Consider the following 20,759-nt stretch of genomic DNA (forward strand, 5'->3'; position numbering starts at 1 on the left):
ATGGGTAAAATACTTATAAAAAATGCAACGATAGTCAACGAGAACAGTCAATTTGAAAGTGATGTTTTGATGCATGGCGACCATATCGTGAAGATAGCCAAGGATATCAGCGATGCCCATGCAAAAATAATAGATGCATCGGGTAAATATCTACTGCCCGGTGTTATTGACGATCAAGTGCATTTTAGGGAACCGGGCCTCACCCATAAAGGGAATATCGCTTCGGAAAGTAGGGCCGCCATTGCAGGCGGTATCACTACCTATATGGAACAACCCAATACCTACCCTCAGACCACGACCCTAAAAAAATTGGAAGAAAAGTTCAATAGGGGCAAACAATCTTCTTTTGCCAATTACTCTTTTCTTTTTGGTGGCACCAACGATAATCTTGAGGAGATTAAAAAATTGGATAAAAATGCCTGTTCCGGTGTCAAGTTGTTCTTAGGTTCCTCAACCGGAAATATGTTGGTAGACGACGAAGAGGTCATCGAGAAGATCTTCAGTAATACCGAAATGGTGATTTCCGCTCATTGCGAGGATGAAACAACCATAAGGGAGAACCTGGCCCAATACAAAAGTGAATATGGTGATGATATCCCCATTGAATATCATCATTTGATACGTAGTGAAGAAGCATGTTACCTATCCTCTTCCAAAGCCATAGCCTTGGCAAAAAAAACAGGGGCGCGGTTACATGTATTCCATTTATCAACGGGTAAGGAAATGGACTTGTTCCAAAACGATATACCGCTGGCACAGAAAAAAATCACGGCCGAAGTTTGTATTCATCATTTATGGTTTTCAGATGCTGATTATGATACAAAGGGTACTTTGATAAAATGGAATCCTGCCGTTAAAACCGCTCAGGATAGGGATACTTTATGGGAAGCCCTTTTAGATGACCGTATTGATGTAGTTGCCACGGATCATGCACCCCATTTGTTGGAAGAAAAAGACAATGTATATACTAAGGCACCTTCTGGAGGTCCTTTGGTACAACATGCTCTGCCCGCTATGTTGGAGAATTATCATAACGGCAAGATTACTTTGGAGAAAATAGTGGAAAAAATGTGCCACAATCCTGCACTTCTTTTTGATATAGACAAAAGGGGGTATGTACGTGAAGGCTATTTTGCAGACTTGGTACTTGTTGATATGAATAACGCATGGGAGGTAAACAAAAGTAACATTCTATACAAATGTGGTTGGTCCCCCTTTGAGGGACAGCGGTTTAAATCACGAGTTACCCATACTTTTGTAAATGGCCATTTGGCCTATGAGAACGGTGTGGTCTCCGACCAGAAAAACGCCAAACGCTTAACCTTTAATAGAGATTAATGAAAACGTATTGTCTCATTTGTATTGCTGCGGTATTCGTAGCTTCATGTGCAGAGGAAATGGTAAAAAAACCGGAAGACCTTATTCCTGAAGAAAAAATGACTGAAATTCTTTATGATTTGGCGATTATAAATTCCGCAAAAAATACAAGCGCAGAAATATTAAGGGAAAATAATATCGAGACCATGTTCTTTATTTTTGAAAAATATAAGATAGATAGCGCCCAATTCGTGAGGAGTGATGTGTACTATTCCTCATTGCCCTTGCAGTACGAGGCTATTTATAAGGGTGTGGAAAAAAAATTGGAGGAAAAGAAAAAAGAAATAGACGCATTGATGAAAATACAAATGGATAGCACATCCAAAAAAACCGATAAAAAGGCATCTTCCCTTAAAAATACAATCAAAGAAGATGAAGATTAACCATTTTCTTCCATAAACTTTTTGCTACAGAACTGTAGGGCATCTCCCAACGGTTCAAACGTATAATCCATCATTTTTTCAATTTTCGTAGTCTCAAAAATGGATTGTTGCCTTAAGGAGCGTACATTGTTTTTGGTCAATTTTCTATCGGAACCTGTAAGTAGGTTTTTTAACCAATCCAACCGCCATAAAATCTCCAATTGCCATATTTTCAGTTCTTTCGTAGGGGGCTTTAAATTCATGGTCTTGGCGATGTCGGCAAGTATTTTTTTAAAGGTCAGATTTTCCCCTACGGCTATGAAACGTTCGTTTTGAATGTCCGAATCCATTAAGCGAACCATTATTTTGACAACATCGTTCACGGTGACAAAACCGGTCCCACCCGGCGGATAGTATGCCCTGTTTTTCGCTACCGTCGTAAAAAGGATACCGCTGCCACTGTTCCAAAATCCTGGCCCAAGGATCACACCGGGGTTTACAATAATCGCGGGAACGTTTTCCATAGTACCACGCCAAACCTCCATTTCAGCATCATATTTGGTAAGGGCATAAGCGTTCGCGTTCTGCGGGTTCCATTCAGTTTCCTCATCAACATGCATTGTTTCTGGGTGTTTCCCCAGTGTGGCGATAGAACTAACGTAACCTATTTTTTTGATGTTGTTGGCAATACAAAGGTTAACGATGTTGGCGGTGCCCTCTGTATTGATTTTGGACAACAAGCCATAATTATTGGGGTCAAAAGATATCAATGCGGCGCAGTGGTACACATGGGTAACGTTCCTAAAGGCATTCTCTAATTCGGGAATGTTGTTGAGGTCGGCCGTAACCCATTCAATTTTTTGAAAAAGCTCGGGAGCATCTTCAACATAGTAGGAGAAAACTTTCTCAACATTTTTCAGATTACTGGTAGCTCTACGTATGGCCCGTATACATGTATTTTTTTGTACAAGTTCCAATAACAAATGTGCGCCTACCAAACCCGTACCACCAGTAACTAAAACCATGGTTCAAATTTAGGGATTTTATGATGTATTATTCACCTCCTTGGAAAGTGTAGCTTAACATTTATTTTATATTTGCACATTATTTAAAATTGATACTAGTATGGCCTCAAATTTTGTGGAAGAATTAAAATGGAGAGGGATGTTGCATGATGCAATGCCCGGTACCGAAGCACATTTAATGACGGGAATGCAGTCCGCTTATGTTGGTATAGACCCAACAGCGGATTCCTTGCATATTGGGCATTTGGTGGCCGTGATGATGTTGCGCCATTTGCAATTGGCGGGCCATAAACCCTATGCTTTGATAGGCGGTGCGACGGGCATGATCGGCGATCCATCAGGTAAATCTGCCGAACGTAATCTTTTGGACGAAAAGACCTTGCGCCACAATCAAGAAGCTTTAAAGGCACAATTGTCACGCTTTTTGGATTTTAAAAGTGATGCGCCCAATACCGCTGTTTTGGTCAATAACTATGATTGGATGAAAGCGTTCTCCTTTCTCAGTTTTATTAGGGATGTGGGTAAGCATATCACGGTAAATTATATGATGGCCAAAGATTCGGTCAAAAAAAGACTTTCTACCGAGGCCAAAGAAGGGATGTCTTTTACCGAATTTACCTATCAATTGGTACAGGGCTACGATTTTTTATATCTCTACCAAAACCATAACTGTACCCTGCAAATGGGCGGTAGCGACCAATGGGGCAATATTACTACGGGAACCGAGCTTATACGGAGAATAGGGGGTGGAAAAGGTTTTGCACTTACTTCGCCATTGATCACAAAAGCGGATGGTACGAAATTCGGAAAGACCGAAAGTGGTAATGTTTGGCTAGATGCGGACCGCACCTCACCCTATAAATTTTACCAATATTGGTTAAATACCTCTGATGAGGATGCCGAGAAATATATCAAGATATTTACCTTTTTGTCCAAGACCGAAATAGAGCATTTGGTGGTCGCGCATGCCAAAGCCCCACACATGAGACAACTCCAAAAACGTTTGGCCGAAGAGATAACCGTTATGGTGCACTCGAAACAGGACTTGGATAATGCCATAAAAGCGAGCGATATCCTTTTCGGAAAATCTACCTCCGCAGATTTAAAAAAACTAGACGAAAAAACGTTTTTGGACGTTTTTGATGGTGTGCCCCAGGCTGAACTAGAAAAATCCGAATTGGAAAATGGTTTGGATATGATTGCCGCTTTAGCGGCAAAGACAAATTTTTTGGGTTCAAATGGTGAGGCCAGAAGAGAGTTAAAACAGAACTCCATATCGGTAAACAAAGAGAAGGTGAAAGAAGATCATCTCATTACCGTGACCGACCTTATCAACAATAAATACGTGCTACTACAGCGTGGGAAAAAAAATTATTTTGTGTTGGTTGTGAAATGATGAAAGCAACCATTCAAAATGTTACCCATCCTATACGTATGTAACATAAATATTTGTTGATATGTTTAAGAAATTGATTTTTTTGGTATTTACGGTTTTTGTTGTGTCATGTTCCAAAAATAACGATACCCCCGATGATATTAGCTTGGAAGGGGATTGGGTGCTAACGAACGTAATTTGTTTTTGCGGATTTGGACAGGATTATGATTTTAGCGGTAATACCATAAGTTTTGATACCAGAGCAAACAAAATAACGGTTCAAAATACGGGTGAGTTTGATTTTTTGGCAGAACCGGGCACATATGCATATTCCGGGAGTGGAAATCAGATTACTTTAAATGATCGTTCTTACGTGTTTGAAATCGAAGAAGAAACCACTTTACGGTTAATATTCGCGGATGAACCGCTTATAGCCGATGATGAGGTTACTTTTACCTACAGAAAAAATTAAATTAAAGTCTATGTTCAAAATATTGAAAATAAGTGCCTTGTTTTTGATTTTTGGTTTTGCCGATCAATACGCCAACACTGACCAACAATTACCTCAGCAACAAAAATTGAATGGTATTTATGAATACGTATACCCATACAATAGTAGTGATACGTTAGAAAACCATTACTTGCAATTTGAAAAAGGAAAGATTTTTTATTATGGTACCAGTGATGACTTTGATATGGCCCGCGAAGGCTATGAAGTTGGCTTTTTTTCAGTAGAGATACCCTTTGTGGATTATTATCAAAACACAATAAACTTCTCTGTGGGGGTTTCAGAGTCGGATATGTATAAAAAACCGATTACGCCATCAAAAAATGAGGGTAACAATACCCTTTGGGGAATGAGCCTTACCCACAACAGCATCAATTATCAAGGGGAAATCAAGGATAATGGCAACACTATCGTTATTTCATCAGAAGGTATTGATGATAGGACATTCGTTAAGATAAAGTAGTGGTAAGGCCTATAATACCATTAGATTACAACCTCTAATATCCGAATTGTCAAAACGGCCCATAACTTTAAAACTTTCATCTTCGTAAGTTTTGCCCAGATCTTGGGTAGCGATAAAGGAACAAGAATTTACATTGGCTAGATCAATAATGTTCAATCCGCCGGTCTTTCCATAACCTTGGTCGGTCAGAGGGTCCTCTGTATCCCGAATTATAATTTTCATCCAAGGTGGTGTATAAAAAATACCATTACCTTTAGAATAGGCCTGTGATAAAAGTTCCGTCATGCCGTATTCCGAATGAATCTTGTTCACGCCGAACCCTTTGCACAAAACCGAGTGTAGCTCTTCACTTATCATTTCCTTTCTTCTTCCTTTCATACCGCCTGTTTCCATAACTATGGTATGCTTTAATTTCATTGGGTAGATTTCCGCCAAGTCCAAAAGGGCAAAAGAAACACCTATCAATATGGTTTTTGTGCCCGATGCATCCAATGCCTTCAACTTTATATGTAGACTTTTTAAATCATTCAGATAAAAACCGCTGTCGGGATGATGGCTTTTTTTGATCAAGTCATTTACCATATAGATCAAAGAGGATCCTTTACGTTCCAAATAGGAGGGCAAAAGCGCAAGAATACAGAAATCGGATATGTTGCCATAAAAGGTGTGAAATGCTTTTAGATAACTTTCTTGATAGATGGTGACATCACTTACACAATGTTTGCTCGTAAGGCTTCCTGTGGTTCCGCTACTTGAAAAAATAGCGTCAGGTTCTGTTGCTCCGCAAACCACGTTGTGCGATTTAAAAAATTGGATGGGCAGAAAAGGAATATCGTCAACACTTTTTACATGGGGTTCATCCTTTCCCAAATACGTACAAAAGTTTTGATATACAATATTGTTTTTGAACTGATGGGCGAATACCTTTAAAGCTACCGATTCAAGTTCGGTAGAGGTATCTATCCTAAAAATAGCGGATGTTAATTCCTGTAGTCCCACAGCACAAATATAGCATAGCCAAAGGGAGTGAAATAATTAACGACCCTAAAAAGCCACTTGTGTTTTATCTGTTACGGGTATTACTTAACGATCAACTTTCTGGTAAGCGTCTTTTTATTTTCCGTTACTTGTAAGACATACACTCCAGGCACCAACTTTGAGATGTTCAAAGTACTTGTCGCAATTCTATCCTTTAAGACCACTTCCCCAAAAACATCATATACAACAATGTCTTTGGTGTTGTTCAGTTTTGTGGAAACATGTACGATATCTCCGTAGGCGGGATTTGGATAGATCTTAAAGTCTGCGCCAGTTTCTATTTCAGTTTTTGGATAGTCCACGAAGGCCAATTCATCTTGGGCAGATACATGAAAAGTAAGCGCTAAAAATAGCATTGAGTAAAATAGTTTCATATGGTCAAGTTTATTGATTTGGGATCAACACCTCAAATATAGGGAAACACCTACAACAAGGGCATTAAATGTTGTGAAACTCGATAAACCGTAGGTAAAAAAACGTATTGTGTACGTTTATCGATATTTTTTTGTTTTTATCGACGTGTTTGAAAATCAATAAATTGAAGAAAAATAAAAAAGCAGAAGTGGGTAATTTTATTACTTTATAATCAATTTACGGGTAGCTACCTTATCTTTTTCAAAAACGCGTAGCATATATACACCTGCACTCAAATCATAAAGGCTCAGTTCCTTTCCAAGAATTGTGGTCTCTACTATTTGGGTGCCGAAAACATCAAAGACCAATATTTTTTTAGGGGCATTTTCTTTTGTAGTAATGTATACTTTGCCGTTGGTAACAGGGTTAGGGTATAGCTCAAAACCTTCGATATCTCCATTGGATTTATTGTCCTGGCCAAAGGATAGCGAAGTTAAAAGCAAGAAAAAAACAAAGTATAGTTTCTTCATACACTAATTATATACGTAAAGATATGAATTCTTGGTTGTTCGTGACACGTACTTTATATACAATACCAAAAATTTAGCCAAAACGTAAAAAAACCCACTAAAAAGTGGGTTTTCTATATTTTTACGAGGAAGATGTTTAGTTAATCCCTACAGTCCAACCAGCTCCCCAGCTTGTAATGTTGGTCCCGGTGCCGTTACCGTCTCCAGTTACCAAGTCGGCTTCAGTGGAAACACCGCCGTCGATGGCTGTTTTCGTTGTTACGTTTGTAAATGTAACATCGGTAAACGTTAAAGTGTCATCGGCAATATTTTGGGATGTAGGCGTTGATTCTTCATCGTCATCAACTGATATACCTGTGTCTTTCCCAATGATCAACACATTTGAAAAAGTACCCTGTGTGCCAGCTCTTAGAAGAAAACCTCTTGTGCTGTCATTTGAACTTTCACTTTCAATAGTAACATTGGTTACTGTTGGGTTTGAAAAAGTACCCGTTGCATTGGTAAAATCGGTATTGAACCCGTCGCATTCAAAAGCCTCATCACCTATCCCGCTTCCTTGTAGTACATAAGCATTTGAGATGGTTCCGCTATAACCTTCGGTCCAGTCGATTGAATCGTCTTCTGCGTTTACAACAGCTACAAAACTTGCGTTCACGGTTCCTCCAAAAAATTCAACACCGTCATCCGCACCAACAAATGCCTGAATGTACTCGATCGTTGTTCCGCTGCCAACGCCATAAAAAGAAAACCCATTGTTTTCAGATTGACCATCTGCTGCACCACCTGAATATTGAACCCTAACGTAACGAAGCACACCTGAATTATCATCGGCAATATTGCCACCGTACGGTAAATTTCCGATTTCTGAGGTTGAGGTCGAGGTACCGGTAACAGAGTTCAACGGAGCTCTACCCAAAAGAATTATACCTCCCCAATCCCCCGCTGCTGGAGCACTTGAGTTGGATGTGAAAACTATAGGGTTTGAAGGAGTCCCATTGGCCAAGATTTGAGCACCTTGTTCAATTGCCAAATAAACGTTTGGCCCTGCTTCTGCCTTGATTACGGTTCCTGGTTCTATGGTCAATGTTGTACCCGAAGATACAATCGTTGCACCGGTCAATAAATACTCTGTATCTGCCTCTAGGGTCAAGTTTTCTGTAATAGAACCTGAAGCCGGGGTTAGTATAACAGTTTCATTTCCTCCGTTGTTGCCTGTGGTATTGTTCGTAGTTGTAACGCTATTATCATTAATAATAATATCTGCGGTATCATCGCTTTCACAGGCTATAAATGCCGAAGCTACTATGCCTAAAACTAATAATTTGCTTTTCATCATTTTTGAGTTTAATTGTAATTAAGATTATGTATTTAAAATTTATATTTAAGGGTTAGTCCCAAGTTAATTCCTAAGTTAAATTCACGAATAATAATATCACCGCTTCCAGTGCCTTCCCTAGTCAGGGTTATATCTGGATCTAAAAGATTTGTTGCGCTCAAATTTGCTTCAAAGTGCTCTCCAATAGGGTTTTTCCAGATAAAATTTAGCGTTGGCACTGCATTTTCGACAATGTTTCCCAAAGACCCGGCGCCCAAGGCGAAAATTCTATCCGAGAAGTATGAGAAGACCAGTGTCGCCTTTGGTTTGTAATTCTCAAATACAGGACTGTAATTTATGTCCGCATTAATAATCAGGGGAGATGCTCCCTCCAATTCATCAGAAGTTCTGTCAAAAGAGGTTCCGAACGTATTTTCATCTCCTGCTTCTATAGTCTTTAAATCTTGATTGGTCGCTGTGTAAGCGGCATTTAAACCTAATGAGAGTGTTGTGTTTTCATCGGCATCGGTGATAAGATTTTTACGTATTTCCAACTCTACCCCGTAGGCCTCAGCTTGATCCCCTGTTCTAAAAAATCGTTGGGTTCCTGTTGCATCTGCTGCAATAACCCGGTTTACAGGGTCTTGTATTAATTTTCCAAAAGCAGCCAAGGAAAGTACCTCTCCTCTTCCCATGAACCATTCGTACTTTAAATCAAAATTATAGATGTCCGAATAATTTACTCCGTTTCCGCTCCTGCCACCAAACAAATCGGGATTACCGCCAAATCTTTGGGTAACCCCTTCGTAGACGAATGGTGCTACCTCCTTAAATTCAGGAAAAGAAACTGTATTGCTAAAGGCAAATCTTAAGTTGGCGTCTTCATTTAAGGCATATCTAATATTTAAACTGGGTAGGTAAATATTTTCGTAAACATCTCTAAAGCCTGGGTCACTTGGCGGTAGGTTAATTACATCATATACGATGTTTTGGCTAACTGACTCAGCTCTAATTCCAGGTACAAATAGCCATTTTTCGCCTACACTGAATTCTGCGGTTACATAAGCTGCATGTATGTCTAAATTTCCCTTATACGTATTGTCCGCAAGACCAGGTCTGTTTACGGCTCCAATATCATTATTGATGGGATTTAAGATACGTATATCATATAAAGCACCTTCGATACCGCCTAGGCTACTATTCTCAATAGTGAAGAACGAATCAAAGTTATTTACATCTGTGATTGGCGTAGTTCTGTCAAAAATACGATACCCATATCGTATGCTGTTGAATCTACGTTCTTTACGCCTGCCGTTATAACCAAAGTTGATAACGGTATTTTCGGATGCTTTGTAATGCAAGTCGACAAAGCTATTTAGTTCATCGTCTTCTATACTTTGAAAAAACCGCTGGTTCTCAAAAGCCGTGTTTGTAAAGAAGACAGGGTTTGTGTTCGGGTCATTGTCCAATGCAAATTGATAGTTCTCAAGGGTGAGACGCTTTCTGTCCGGTTCATCAGAAAATACTTTATTAAAACCAGTACCCCAATCCAAACTCCATTTATCATCAAAGACATGCTGCCCGGTTAATTGGTTGACAAATATCATATCTTGATTAAACTGTACGTTTGAAACAAAAAAACCGTCATCCGAGGTAATACCATCACGATTAAAACCCTCGCCGTTCGTGCCAAAAAAGCTAACGGCATCCGTAGCACTATTTATGAAAAGAGAGCTGTACTTTATTTTATTTTCATTGTTGATCTTATAAACAATGTTTCCAAGAGCAGTTGTTGTTGTATTGTAGGCATACTCAGTAGTATTAGGGAAATCAAATTTTAATACATTGGTAAAATCCCTTGCAGGTCCTTCCCTAAGTTCGTAACCGTTGCTGAAACTTGCCGTGGCAAAAAAGCTAAGTCTTGATTCATCATTGAGATCTATGGAATACCCACCTTCAACAGAGCCACTTACGTTTATGGGTTCAGAAGCATTTTCGGGATCTACGCCATGTGATAATATGATTGCGAACGGGTCATTGTCATATCTATTATAAAACCCAAAAAAGCTTGTGCCTTCACTCTTTAAAAAATCTTCGCCCAGCGCATTGGAATTAAATCCGCTGCCCAAAGAAATTTCAAAATAACCTTTGCCCGTATATTCCTTGGAATCAACATTTACATTACCTGCTGCAAAATCACCATAAAAGGAGGGTGTATATGCCTTACTTACAGAAACGTTTTCGATAATCCCAGTTGAGAATAGATTTAAATCGATATTTTTTTTGTTCACATCATTGGAGGGTAGCGATAAACCGTTCATCGTAGTATTTTGGTACCGGTCCCCTAATCCACGTACATAAACATTACTGGATCCTTGCTGTTTTGATATACCGGATATTTGGGCCACTGCCGCTGCCGCATCATCAATACCTTTTAAGGTAAGCGCTTCAGCGCTAATGGCTTCTTTAATTTGTAATGCTTTTTTTTGCTCTAACAATAATGCGATTTCAGAATCTTTTCTTGATGTGGTCACTACGATAACTTCTTCCAAAGCCACACCGGCAGCAGCACTCATGGGTACGTTAATTGTCGTTACTTTACCCGCTTCGACCGAGACATCGGGTATTTCAACAGTTTCATAGCCTAAGTAACTAAATTGAACAATGTAAGTGCCTGGGTCTAGATTGGGTATTTCATAAAGCCCGTCAAAATCTGAAGTTGCACCTTTTGTCGTTCCCTTGATCAACACATTGGCGAAGGCCAAAGGCTCGTTATTGACTTCTTTATCAGTAAGCTTACCTACTATGCTTCCCTTGTCTTGTGCTTGGCTGACAATAGCTATAAAACAGAGCAAAGCTGTAAATATATTTTTCATAAGTTGTTTTTCATTTTCAGTGGCAAAGAAAGTCAGACAGGGTAAAGGTCATGTTAGCTGTAGGTTAAAGGTTTGTGTTTTTAGCGTTATCAAAAGGTTATGAGATTAAATGAATGTTAAGCACCTTTAGCATATAAGTATTATCTTTACTTTTGGATGAATGAACCAACTTTAGAACCACGAAACCAGCCCTTGTGCACAATGAATTTTAGCGATTTTATGTGCATGGGGAATAACATCTGACCAACTAGAGGAATAAACGTATACAAATGAAAAAATCGGATATCAGAATATTGTTAGTAGATGACGAACCGGATATTCTAGAAATCGTAAGCTACAACCTTTCGCAGGAGGGGTACGAAGTTTTTACGGCCAAAAACGGGGCTGAAGGTGTTTCAAAAGCCAAAAAGAAAAATCCTCATTTGATAATTTTGGATGTAATGATGCCAGAGATGGATGGGATAGAAGCCTGCGAGACCATACGCAATACACCAGGCCTTGAAAAGGTCATCATTACTTTTTTAACCGCTCGTGGCGAAGATTATTCACAAGTTGCCGGTTTTGATGCGGGGGCCGACGATTACATCACCAAGCCCATAAAGCCCAAAGTGCTGGTAAGTAAGGTGAAGGCTTTGTTGAGAAGGTTGAAAGACGACAAGCCCGAGGTTGAGGATATCGTAAAAGTAGGTAATATTGTCATTAACCGTGAGGAATACAAAATTGTAAATAAAGGCAAGGAACTTATTCTCCCAAGAAAAGAATTTGAACTTTTGGCCTTGTTGACCTCCAAACCCAGTAAAGTTTTTAAACGTGAAGTTATTTTGGACAAAGTTTGGGGCAACGAGGTTGTCGTAGGCGGTAGGACCATTGACGTGCACATTAGAAAATTAAGGGAAAAAATCGGAGATGACCATTTTAAGACCGTAAAAGGCGTAGGGTATAAGTTTGTACTATAATGGCCACCCAAATAAAGAAATCCTATAAATTCGCTTTTCGTTCCAGTTTCATTATTTCACTAATACTCACTTTTGCCTTTGCCGGTTTTTTATGGCATAAAGAGTTACAGGACTGGTTTCTAATTCCCGTTGTAGCTGTTGTGACTTTTTTGCTTTCTTTTTTTATCATTCAATTAAGGGTAGAAAAATTTATTTACAGGAGAATAAAAAAAATATATGACGATGTCTCGCTACTGGAGTCCTCTTCATTGGTTTCCGCGCCCATAACCACCGACATGAAAACCCTAACGCAGGAAATCGAAAAGTTTGCCAAGGATAAAAAAATAGAAATAGATACCCTGAAAATTCGTGAAGAGTACCGTAAGGATTTTCTCGGGAACGTTTCGCATGAGCTTAAAACGCCTTTGTTTACCGTACAAGGCTATTTAGAGACACTTTTGGACGGCGCAATGGACGATAAGAATATCAGAAAAAAATATATCTCAAGAGCCAATAAAGCGGTAGATCGGCTTATTTATATCGTAAAGGATTTAGATTTGATTACGAAGCTAGAAGCGGGCGAGCTCAATGTTGATCCGGAACAATTTAATATTATTGAACTCATCGGCAACGTTTTTGACCTTTTGGAAATGAAAGCGGCCAAAAAGAAAATCGTGCTCACGTTTGATATGGACTATAATGAACCGGTTTATGTAAAAGCGGATAGGGAAAAAATACAACAGGTATTGACCAACCTTTTGGTAAATTCAATCAAATATGGTTACGAGAACGGTACTACAGAAGTAAGCGTTGAGAATTTGATACGCAATAAGGTCATCGTTAGGGTAACCGATAACGGTGAAGGTATTCCCAAAGCCCATATTCCTAGACTTTTTGAACGATTTTACAGGGTAGACAAAAGTGGGAGCCGTACTGAAGGTGGTTCTGGTCTGGGTCTTGCCATAGTAAAACATATCGTAGAGGCGCACAATGAAAAAATTTATGTGGAAAGCTCCGAGGGTGTGGGTTCGGAATTTTCATTTACGCTCGAAAAAGCAGAGGATTTGGAAAATGCCCAGTCTTAAACCATACGCTCACAAGTAAGATTTCCTTAGTTTTGCCAAACGTATTTAATTACAAAAGATTTGGGAAGTAAGAACAAACTAAAGCGGTTTAAGGAGAACGAAACCTTTAAAAATGTCATTCAGCCAAAGCGGCAAGAAATACAGGAAGGATTTTCGCTCAAAGGTAAATGGGAAGACCACTTTGGGAACAAAAACCCGATTGTTCTTGAACTAGGCTGTGGCAAAGGCGAATATACGGTAGGTCTCGCCCGGCGAAACCCAGATAAAAATTTTATAGGTATCGATATCAAAGGTGCTCGGTTTTGGAGAGGCGCAAAAACGGCACTCGAAGAAAATTTGCATAATGTAGCTTTTGTAAGAACCCAAATAGAACTCGTTGACCTTCTTTTTGACGAAAATGAAGTAGCTGAAATTTGGATTACCTTTCCCGACCCTCAAATAAAATATAAGCGTACCAAGCATAGGATGACCAACCCTGTTTTCTTGAACAAATACAAAAAAATATTGGGGCATAAAGGCCTTGTACACCTAAAAACGGATAGTGAATTTATGCACGGTTATACTTTGGGACTGCTTCATGGGTTAGGTTTGGAAATATGTTATGCCAATCACGATGTGTACAAAAACGAGGGCAGCCCTGCAGAAGTTTTGAATATACAGACTTTCTATGAAAATCAGTATCTTGAAAAGGGAAAACCGATAACCTATTTACAGTTCAAGCTGAACTAGTATTGTTTCTAGTTCTATTCATCGACCAATGCAACATCTTTTGATCCTTTTTTTTGTCACTTTCTCGGCAGCTTTTATGGCTACCGTGCCACCGGGCCTTTTAAATTTGAACGCTGCCAAGACGAGTGTCGAAAAAGGTAAGTTGAACGGCGTAATCTTCAGCTTGGGCGTGTCTACCATGATTATGATACAGGCTTACGTTGCCGTTCTAATCTCTAAATTTTTGGCCAAAAACCCCGAGGTTGTATCGGTTTTGATGAAGGTGGCCATAGCAGTGTTCGCTTTTTTTGCCGTTTATTTTTTCCTCAAGGCAAGAAAAAATAAAATAGAGGTGCCCAAAGTGGTCAAGGTAAGTAAGCGCAACAGTTTTTTTAAGGGGTCCCTTTTGGCTGCCGTAAATCTGTTGACTATACCTTATTATAGTGGTCTAAATGTTATGTGGAACGCATCGGGGTGGATAAAGTTTGAAATTACGGATACCCTTACCTTTGTGATTGCGGCCGGTTTTGGAACATTTTCGGTATTGTATCTTTATGTGTTTTATTTCAATAAGTTGGAGAAGAAGACCAACAGATTTTCAAAAAATGCAAACTATATTTTAAGTATTTTAATGGTCGTACTTTTGATCATAACCATGTTTCGAACGTTTTATTGAAACTTTTCCGATATCCACAAAATCGTTGATGATCGTGTACCCGTCAAAGTAATGCATACAATTTTATCCCAATAAAGTATCAAAATGAATCCCGACAATAAAAATTTCTTTCAAAAAGTATACGAGGTGGCGGCTCAAATCCCCTACGGCAGGGTTACCTCTTACGGTGCTATTGCCAAATATTTAGGTGCTGCGCGAAGTGCTAGAATGGTAGGCTGGGCCATGAACGGTGCGGGAGGTATGGAACATGTTCCTGCGCATCGTGTTGTGAACAAGGCCGGACTTTTGACCGGAAAGCATCATTTTGGCGGTACCAACCTAATGCAGCAGTTATTGGAGAGCGAAGGCATTGAAGTGGTGGACAATCAAATACAAGATCTGGATAAGTATTTTTGGGACCCCTGGAAGGAACTGGGTGAGTTATCTTCTTAATCAAAAGCCAAGGTAAATACCGTATTGTTTTCTTTTGAAACTACCCGTAAACTACCCCCATGAAGCCTCATTATTTGTTTGGAAAGACTCAAACCTATGCCGGTTCCCGTATTTTTTGTAGTGAAAAAAGGTACGAATATCTCATCTATAAGTTCGGGTGGTATTCCTGGGCCATTGTCCCAAACCTGTACGTATTTCTTATCCATTTCGTTGACCCCTGCAATGATACGTATTGTCGCATCTTCTTGGTTTTGTAAAGATTGCTGGGCATTTTTTCCCAAGTTTAAAAGTACCTGGGTAATTTGTTTTTGGTCAATGAACAGCTCTAATTCTTGTGGCTCTATCAAGGTTTCGATTTGTACGGCAAAACTATCTTTTTGTTCGTTGAGCAGTATTTTGGTTTTCGCTAAAATCTTGTGGGCGGGAACAAGTTCCCTATCAGGTTCGGGTACGCTCAAAAAGGTACGGTACGATTGTACGAAACTCATTAAATCGTTCCCTTGTTCCTTGATAACCTCCAAACCTTTTGCCGTATTCTTGATCTCGTCTTCGGTAAAATTGGTTGGAGAGGTCAGTTGGTTGCCAGTTTTGAAATAGTTTAATATTGATTCGGATATAGAGGTTATGGGTGTGATGGTATTCATTATTTCATGGGTGAGTACGCGAATCAATTTTACCCAAGAATCGGTTTCTTTTTCGTCCAATTCTTTATGTATGTCATGTACGACCACCAATAACAACTGTTCCCCTTCAATTTGTATCGGGGTACATTTTAAACTCAGCTCCCGTTTTCCCCGTTCATTGCCCAATTGAAAAATAGTATTGTCAAACGGTTTTAGATCCTTAAAGAGTTGATAGAGTTTACCGTCAACTTGGTTAAGTTGTTTTACATGGTTCAACGGCCTATAATTGATAAGGTTCTGTACCGTGGGATTGGCATAAAGAATATGCCCCTTGGGGTTTATCGTGAAAATACCAATGTCGGCCTGCCTCAATATTTCCTGATAGTATTGTTCTTGTGCCTGCTTTTTTAAGTGAATGTCCTGTATCATACCATTTAGCATGTTGAGGCTATGGTTGAGTTCTTCCAATGACTTTACGCTTAATTTTTCAGGAAATCTAAGTGTAAAATCCTCATTTTTTATGGCATCAAAGAAATAGGCTATTTTTCTGTTGGTTTGGTTAACGTAATTGATCAATGCCGTGGTCTGCCCCACCAATATCAATATACCCACACTACCTACAATATATTGCTTATTGAAAAAAAAGTAAGTAGAGGCTATAATGGTCAACGTAATCAGGATGATACGTAGGGCCAATTGTAGATATATGTTACGGCTTACCATTATTCTGTAGATTTTTTGAGTTTGTTATAGAGTGTTTGTCTAGATATGCCAAGTTGCTCGGCAGCAGCACTGTAATTGCCATCATTTTTGTTCAGCGCATTCGTGATCATCAAACGCTCCATCTCTTCCAAGGTATCTGGGCCGTTTCCCATCGTTAATGAGTTTTTGACCTCTAAAAGAAAATCGGTTGGTTTGAGGACATTACCTTCGGACAGTATGACCGCCCGTTCCATAGTGTGCAATAGTTCCCTAACATTGCCGGGCCAGTTATAGGCCATCAATTTTTCCTGTGCCGCCTGATTTATTTTCAGTCCTTGTTTTCCGTATTTGTTGATGAATTTATTGAGATAAAAATCGGCCAATATCAAAATATCCCCTTCCCGTTCCCGTAAAGGCGGTACTTCTACACGAATCGTATTAATGCGGTAAAGAAGGTCTTCCCGGAACAGCCCGTCCGCTACCATTTGGTCTAGATTGCAATTGGTTGCACATATCAACCTAATATTTACTGGTATAGGTGTATTGGATCCTACGCGTACAATGACCCTATTTTGAATGGCGGATAATAATTTTGCCTGTGTCTGTAACGATAAATTCCCTATTTCATCCAAAAACAGGGTGCCGCCATTGGCCGCCTCAAACTTACCGGCCCGATTTTCCTTTGCATCGGTAAAAGAGCCTTTAAGGTGACCAAAAAGTTCACTTTCGAACAGGTTTTCGGAAATAGAACCCATATCTACCGAAATAAAGACCTCATGGTTTCTCGCTGAGGATTTATGTAGTTCTCTGGCTATGAGTTCTTTTCCTGTGCCGTTTTCGCCGGTAACCAAAACGTTTACATCGGTTTTGGCAACTTTACGCACTATATCGAGAACCGAGTTCAAAACCTTGGAATTACCAATAATATAATTCTTGTTTTGGTTGATGAGCTGTTTTAGATGGTTCTCCTTTTCTTTGAGCTGAGACACTTCTTTTTTTGTTTTTCGCAGCTCATAGGCCGATTTTACGGTGGTCAACAAGCGCTCATTGTTCCAAGGTTTTAAGATGAAATCGGATGCACCCTCTTTGAGCGCCTCTACGGCCAGCTCTATGGCACCGTATGCGGTCATCATGATCACCGATATATGGCCTGCTTTCTTTTTGATTTCCCTAAGCCAGTACAAACCTTCGTTTCCTGTATTTACTCCAGCTGAAAAATTCATATCCAAAAGGATGATATCAATTTCGGTAAAATTGGGGAATGATGATATCTGGTTTGGGTTAGATATGGTCTGTACACTTTTATATTCAAACTGCAATAATATTTCCAAAGCGCTCAATACGCTTTTGTTGTCATCTATTACAAGAATTTTTGCATCTGTCATAATGTAGGATGTTGATACTTTTTCGAAACTACAAATCAGAATCAATTTATTTTACAAAGTGTCCATTTTTTTGACAATATATGTACATATTTTTTACACCCGTTTTTGGGTATTCTTTAAATTTTTAATATAAAACTTTGAAAATCAATTATTTAAATTTATGGCACATAAGTAGTATACCTTTTGGCATACCAATTACAATATGAGTTTAAAATTTAAAATAACTACCCTTCTTTTTTTTGTCATGGTCATGAATCTTATGGCACAGCAGAAATGGACTTTGGATGAATGTATCACCTATGCGATTGACCATAATTTGACCTTAAAGGATTTTGAGCTTACCGAAAAGTCGGGTGCGGAAACCTACAGGCAATCTATTCGAAATTTGTTACCGGGCATAAATGCCAGTTCCGATTATACTTTAAGGTTCGGTCGCCAAGAAGATCCCAACACGGGTGTTTTTGTAAATACCGATTTTTTCGAGAACAACTATGGCCTATTCGCCTCTTTTGATATTTTCCAAGGTTTTCAAAAATTGAACACCATCAAGGCCTCAAAATTTTTACGCCAAGCAGCGAAGGAAGATGTGGAGCAGCAAAAATTTTTATTGGCTTTTCGGGTAATGACCGCATTTTACAACATCAAGTTCTTTGAAGGTTTGGTGGCCAATGCCAAGGAACAGCTAAAGATTTCACAGACCAATTATGAATTGGTGCAACGGCAAATTGAATTGGGGCTTATGGCCGGAGCGGATTTATATGAAGCGGAATCCCAACTTTTTGCCGACAAACTCGTTGTGGTCCAAAGTGAAAATAGTCTTCAAGCCGCACATTTGGTGTTGATACAGGAAATGAACCTAAAAGGGGCCACTACGATAAACGTGCAGGATACGCTAGGGGTATCCGTTTTCGATACAGTTGCTGTAGATAGCTTGGCAGAGGATAACATCTATGCGAAAGCCAAAGGTTTTATTCCCGTTATCAAAGCACAGGAACTACGAACAAAAGCGGCAAAGAAAAATATGGCCATCGCCAAAGGCAATTTGGCTCCGACCTTGACCTTGGACGCAGGCTTTGTTACTAGATATGCAGAAACTTTTCAAGACGATAATGGTCAAGTAATATCGTTTGATAGGCAAATAGAGGATAACGCCGCAAAGTTTATAGGCGTTTCCATCAATATACCCATAAGTCAAGGGTGGTCCAGACATTCTGCGGTAAAACAACAAAAAATAGCCTTCGAGCGGGCAAAAAACGATTTGGAAGTGCAGGAACAGGTACTTTATCAAACCATTCAGCAACTGGTGCAGGAGCACAATGCACTGGTCGCCGAATATGAGCAGGGCAAAAAAAGAACCGAGTCTCAAAATTTGGCATTTGAAATCGCTCAAAAACGATATGAGAAAGGGTTGATCAATGCATTGGAACTGTTCACGGCAAAAAATCTCTTTGCCACTGCGCAAAATGATACGCTACAAGCCAGATTGCGCTTGGAAGTAAATAAAAGCACACTGGATTTTTACCGTGGATTACCTGTATTTGCCATTAATTGATTTGAGCCAGTACCTATCAGCTAGGAGCTGAGAATAAAAAAGTGAGGACTTAAAAATAAGAGTATGTGTTATGTCTCTCAATACCAGTTTAAGAGAATAATTGACAAAAGAAATTAAAGGTCATTCAAAAATTATAAAAACAAGGAACAATAATAAGATGGATATACAATTAGAAAAGAAAAAAGGATTGCGTCCCAAACATTATGGTTACATAGCAATAGGATTGTTATTGCTGTTTGTAGGGTATCAACTTCTTTTTGCAAATTCTACCGCTACGTTTAGGACAGAAAAAGAAAAACTTTCCATAGCAGAGGTAAGCCAAGGCAAGTTTGATGATTACATAACGATAAATGGCAATGTTGCCCCTATCACCACTATTTATATGGATGCTTATGAAGGTGGCCGTGTCACCAAAAAATTAATAGAAGAGGGCACTATGGTCAAAAAAGGGGATATTATCCTAAAGCTTGAAAATATGAATCTGTACGAACAGATTTTGGCCAGTGAAAGCAACCTCGCCCTAAAACAAAACGATTTACGCTCAACTAAACTGAACTTTGATTCAAGGCAAGTTGAAGGTCGGCGATCTTTGGCCACGGCTACGACCGACCTACAAAGGTTAAAAAGAAACTATGAACAAAACGAAGCACTTTATAAAGATGAGTTGATATCCAAAGAAGCCTATCAGCTATCCAAGGAAAATTACGAGCTTTCCAAAAAGCAATACGAAATCATAAAGTTGCAGACCGAGAACGATGATAAGCTTAGAAAAACTTCATTGACGGGATTGGATACTGATTTGGCCCGTATGCAGAAAACCTTGGGGATGGTGTATCAACGTTTGGACCACCTGAACGTGCGTGCCCCAGCAGATGGTCAATTGGGTTTTTTAGATGCCGAAATAGGTCAGAATATCTCACAAGGCCAACGTATTGGGCAAATAAACGTACTGACCGATTATAAAATAGAAGCGGATATTGATGAACATTACATAGACCGTGTACAACGTGACTTGGTCGCGGTATTGGAACGTAACGGTACAGATTACCCCTTGCGTTTACGAAAAGTGTACCCAGAAGTACGTAACGGAAGGTTTAGGGTAGATTTGGTCTTTACTGAAAATAAACCTGAAACCATTCGTACAGGTCAGAGTTACAATATCAAGTTACAATTGGGGGAATCTAGCGATGCCCTGCTTTTACCCAAAGGTAGTTTCTTCCAGAGTACGGGAGGGCAGTGGATTTTCGTGGTTACACCGGGAAGCGACGAAGCCTTAAAACGGCCTATCCGGATCGGAAAACAAAACTCCAGATACTATGAGGTCTTGGAAGGTTTGGATGCCGGTGAAAAAGTAATCACGAGCAATTACGACACCTTTGGCGAGGCAGAACGAATAGTGTTAAAATAAACAATAAGTGTAACGCACCCCAAATACAAA

At 39.4% G+C, this 20,759-nt stretch carries 20 protein-coding genes; 12 read left to right on the forward strand and 8 right to left on the reverse strand.

Annotation, left to right across the window (positions count from 1 at the left end):
- Both HYG79_RS10115 and HYG79_RS10120 read left to right on the forward strand, forming a co-directional pair.
- Positions 1-1,338, forward strand: a complete 1,338-nt coding sequence (locus tag HYG79_RS10115; RefSeq protein WP_179241973.1) for a dihydroorotase — start codon at positions 1-3, stop codon at positions 1,336-1,338.
- A complete protein-coding gene (locus HYG79_RS10120) occupies positions 1,338-1,760 on the forward strand; it encodes a DUF4296 domain-containing protein (RefSeq protein ID WP_179241974.1) in 423 nt (140 codons plus the stop codon). Before HYG79_RS10115 ends, HYG79_RS10120 begins: the two co-directional genes overlap by 1 nt.
- Here the strand turns inward: HYG79_RS10120 and HYG79_RS10125 are convergent.
- Positions 1,757-2,764, reverse strand: coding sequence for an NAD-dependent epimerase/dehydratase family protein (locus tag HYG79_RS10125; protein WP_179241975.1), 1,008 nt, complete (start codon positions 2,762-2,764; stop codon positions 1,757-1,759). The two genes, HYG79_RS10120 and HYG79_RS10125, sit on opposite strands and share 4 nt — an antisense overlap.
- A 100-nt stretch (positions 2,765-2,864) precedes the next feature.
- Between HYG79_RS10125 and tyrS the strand changes: the two genes are divergently transcribed.
- The 3 genes from tyrS (at position 2,865) to HYG79_RS10140 (ending at position 5,110) form a co-directional block, all read left to right on the forward strand.
- Complete coding sequence (gene tyrS / locus HYG79_RS10130) at positions 2,865-4,160, forward strand: tyrosine--tRNA ligase (RefSeq protein ID WP_179241976.1); 1,296 nt, start codon at positions 2,865-2,867, stop codon at positions 4,158-4,160.
- Between the two features lie 61 nt (positions 4,161-4,221).
- Positions 4,222-4,611 (forward strand): hypothetical protein, encoded by a 390-nt coding sequence (locus HYG79_RS10135; protein WP_179241977.1) that lies wholly within the window; start codon positions 4,222-4,224, stop codon positions 4,609-4,611.
- A 10-nt stretch (positions 4,612-4,621) separates the two neighbouring features.
- Positions 4,622-5,110, forward strand: a complete 489-nt coding sequence (locus HYG79_RS10140) for a hypothetical protein (RefSeq protein ID WP_179241978.1) — start codon at positions 4,622-4,624, stop codon at positions 5,108-5,110.
- 9 nt (positions 5,111-5,119) lie between these two features.
- On the opposite strand, the gene HYG79_RS10145 is transcribed toward HYG79_RS10140, so the two are convergent.
- The 5 genes from HYG79_RS10145 to HYG79_RS10165 form a co-directional block, all read right to left on the reverse strand.
- The gene (locus HYG79_RS10145) at positions 5,120-6,109 is read right to left on the reverse strand and encodes a LuxE/PaaK family acyltransferase (protein ID WP_179241979.1); all 990 of its coding nucleotides are present in this window, start codon (positions 6,107-6,109) and stop codon (positions 5,120-5,122) included.
- A gap of 80 nt (positions 6,110-6,189) precedes the next feature.
- Positions 6,190-6,522: a T9SS type A sorting domain-containing protein gene (locus tag HYG79_RS10150; RefSeq protein WP_179241980.1), complete on the reverse strand. Its 333-nt coding sequence runs from the start codon at positions 6,520-6,522 to the stop codon at positions 6,190-6,192.
- A 201-nt stretch (positions 6,523-6,723) separates the two neighbouring features.
- Complete coding sequence (locus HYG79_RS10155; RefSeq protein WP_179241981.1) at positions 6,724-7,032, reverse strand: T9SS type A sorting domain-containing protein; 309 nt, start codon at positions 7,030-7,032, stop codon at positions 6,724-6,726.
- Between the two features lie 136 nt (positions 7,033-7,168).
- On the reverse strand, positions 7,169-8,365 hold the full coding sequence (locus HYG79_RS10160; RefSeq protein ID WP_179241982.1) for a multidrug transporter: 1,197 nt from the start codon (positions 8,363-8,365) through the stop codon (positions 7,169-7,171).
- Positions 8,366-8,400: 35 nt separating this feature from the next.
- Positions 8,401-11,223: a TonB-dependent receptor gene (locus HYG79_RS10165; protein ID WP_179241983.1), complete on the reverse strand. Its 2,823-nt coding sequence runs from the start codon at positions 11,221-11,223 to the stop codon at positions 8,401-8,403.
- Between the two features lie 269 nt (positions 11,224-11,492).
- Between HYG79_RS10165 and HYG79_RS10170 the strand changes: the two genes are divergently transcribed.
- From HYG79_RS10170 to HYG79_RS10190, 5 genes are all read left to right on the forward strand, one after another.
- Positions 11,493-12,179 carry a response regulator transcription factor gene (locus HYG79_RS10170; RefSeq protein ID WP_179241984.1) on the forward strand — a complete coding sequence of 229 codons (687 nt, stop codon included), beginning with the start codon at positions 11,493-11,495 and terminating at the stop codon, positions 12,177-12,179.
- The gene (locus HYG79_RS10175; protein ID WP_179241985.1) at positions 12,179-13,243 is read left to right on the forward strand and encodes a sensor histidine kinase; all 1,065 of its coding nucleotides are present in this window, start codon (positions 12,179-12,181) and stop codon (positions 13,241-13,243) included. Before HYG79_RS10170 ends, HYG79_RS10175 begins: the two co-directional genes overlap by 1 nt.
- A 60-nt stretch (positions 13,244-13,303) precedes the next feature.
- Positions 13,304-13,972, forward strand: coding sequence for a tRNA (guanosine(46)-N7)-methyltransferase TrmB (gene trmB / locus HYG79_RS10180; protein WP_179241986.1), 669 nt, complete (start codon positions 13,304-13,306; stop codon positions 13,970-13,972).
- Between the two features lie 28 nt (positions 13,973-14,000).
- Positions 14,001-14,627 (forward strand): LysE family transporter, encoded by a 627-nt coding sequence (locus HYG79_RS10185; RefSeq protein WP_179241987.1) that lies wholly within the window; start codon positions 14,001-14,003, stop codon positions 14,625-14,627.
- An 84-nt stretch (positions 14,628-14,711) separates the two neighbouring features.
- A complete protein-coding gene (locus HYG79_RS10190) occupies positions 14,712-15,059 on the forward strand; it encodes an MGMT family protein (protein ID WP_179241988.1) in 348 nt (115 codons plus the stop codon).
- Here the strand turns inward: HYG79_RS10190 and HYG79_RS10195 are convergent.
- Positions 15,056-16,405, reverse strand: a complete 1,350-nt coding sequence (locus tag HYG79_RS10195; protein ID WP_179241989.1) for a sensor histidine kinase — start codon at positions 16,403-16,405, stop codon at positions 15,056-15,058. The genes HYG79_RS10190 and HYG79_RS10195 overlap by 4 nt on opposite strands.
- Positions 16,405-17,769 (reverse strand): sigma-54-dependent transcriptional regulator, encoded by a 1,365-nt coding sequence (locus HYG79_RS10200; protein ID WP_179241990.1) that lies wholly within the window; start codon positions 17,767-17,769, stop codon positions 16,405-16,407. The genes HYG79_RS10195 and HYG79_RS10200 overlap by 1 nt, the downstream gene beginning before the upstream one ends.
- Positions 17,770-17,971: 202 nt before the next feature.
- On the opposite strand from HYG79_RS10200, the gene HYG79_RS10205 reads away from it, so the two are divergent.
- Both HYG79_RS10205 and HYG79_RS10210 read left to right on the forward strand, forming a co-directional pair.
- On the forward strand, positions 17,972-19,321 hold the full coding sequence (locus tag HYG79_RS10205) for a TolC family protein (RefSeq protein ID WP_179241991.1): 1,350 nt from the start codon (positions 17,972-17,974) through the stop codon (positions 19,319-19,321).
- A 157-nt stretch (positions 19,322-19,478) separates the two neighbouring features.
- Positions 19,479-20,729, forward strand: coding sequence for an efflux RND transporter periplasmic adaptor subunit (locus HYG79_RS10210; RefSeq protein WP_179241992.1), 1,251 nt, complete (start codon positions 19,479-19,481; stop codon positions 20,727-20,729).
- Positions 20,730-20,759: the final 30 nt, after the last annotated feature.

Origin of the sequence: Costertonia aggregata (genome assembly GCF_013402795.1) — a bacterium.
Classification (GTDB): domain Bacteria; phylum Bacteroidota; class Bacteroidia; order Flavobacteriales; family Flavobacteriaceae; genus Costertonia; species Costertonia aggregata.

Bases quoted from the DNA above. Each gene is read 5' to 3' on its own strand.
- HYG79_RS10150 (WP_179241980.1), bottom strand. From the start codon at position 6,522: ATGAAACTATTTTACTCAATGCTATTTTTAGCGCTTACTTTTCATGTA.
- HYG79_RS10155 (WP_179241981.1), bottom strand. From the start codon at position 7,032: ATGAAGAAACTATACTTTGTTTTTTTCTTGCTTTTAACTTCGCTATCC.
- HYG79_RS10120 (WP_179241974.1), top strand. From the start codon at position 1,338: ATGAAAACGTATTGTCTCATTTGTATTGCTGCGGTATTCGTAGCTTCA.
- HYG79_RS10200 (WP_179241990.1), bottom strand. From the start codon at position 17,769: ATGACAGATGCAAAAATTCTTGTAATAGATGACAACAAAAGCGTATTG.
- HYG79_RS10115 (WP_179241973.1), top strand. From the start codon at position 1: ATGGGTAAAATACTTATAAAAAATGCAACGATAGTCAACGAGAACAGT.
- tyrS (WP_179241976.1), top strand. From the start codon at position 2,865: ATGGCCTCAAATTTTGTGGAAGAATTAAAATGGAGAGGGATGTTGCAT.
- HYG79_RS10135 (WP_179241977.1), top strand. From the start codon at position 4,222: ATGTTTAAGAAATTGATTTTTTTGGTATTTACGGTTTTTGTTGTGTCA.
- HYG79_RS10205 (WP_179241991.1), top strand. From the start codon at position 17,972: ATGAGTTTAAAATTTAAAATAACTACCCTTCTTTTTTTTGTCATGGTC.
- HYG79_RS10125 (WP_179241975.1), bottom strand. From the start codon at position 2,764: ATGGTTTTAGTTACTGGTGGTACGGGTTTGGTAGGCGCACATTTGTTA.
- HYG79_RS10185 (WP_179241987.1), top strand. From the start codon at position 14,001: ATGCAACATCTTTTGATCCTTTTTTTTGTCACTTTCTCGGCAGCTTTT.
- HYG79_RS10210 (WP_179241992.1), top strand. From the start codon at position 19,479: ATGGATATACAATTAGAAAAGAAAAAAGGATTGCGTCCCAAACATTAT.
- HYG79_RS10140 (WP_179241978.1), top strand. From the start codon at position 4,622: ATGTTCAAAATATTGAAAATAAGTGCCTTGTTTTTGATTTTTGGTTTT.
- HYG79_RS10170 (WP_179241984.1), top strand. From the start codon at position 11,493: ATGAAAAAATCGGATATCAGAATATTGTTAGTAGATGACGAACCGGAT.
- HYG79_RS10195 (WP_179241989.1), bottom strand. From the start codon at position 16,405: ATGGTAAGCCGTAACATATATCTACAATTGGCCCTACGTATCATCCTG.
- HYG79_RS10160 (WP_179241982.1), bottom strand. From the start codon at position 8,365: ATGAAAAGCAAATTATTAGTTTTAGGCATAGTAGCTTCGGCATTTATA.
- HYG79_RS10190 (WP_179241988.1), top strand. From the start codon at position 14,712: ATGAATCCCGACAATAAAAATTTCTTTCAAAAAGTATACGAGGTGGCG.
- HYG79_RS10175 (WP_179241985.1), top strand. From the start codon at position 12,179: ATGGCCACCCAAATAAAGAAATCCTATAAATTCGCTTTTCGTTCCAGT.
- HYG79_RS10165 (WP_179241983.1), bottom strand. From the start codon at position 11,223: ATGAAAAATATATTTACAGCTTTGCTCTGTTTTATAGCTATTGTCAGC.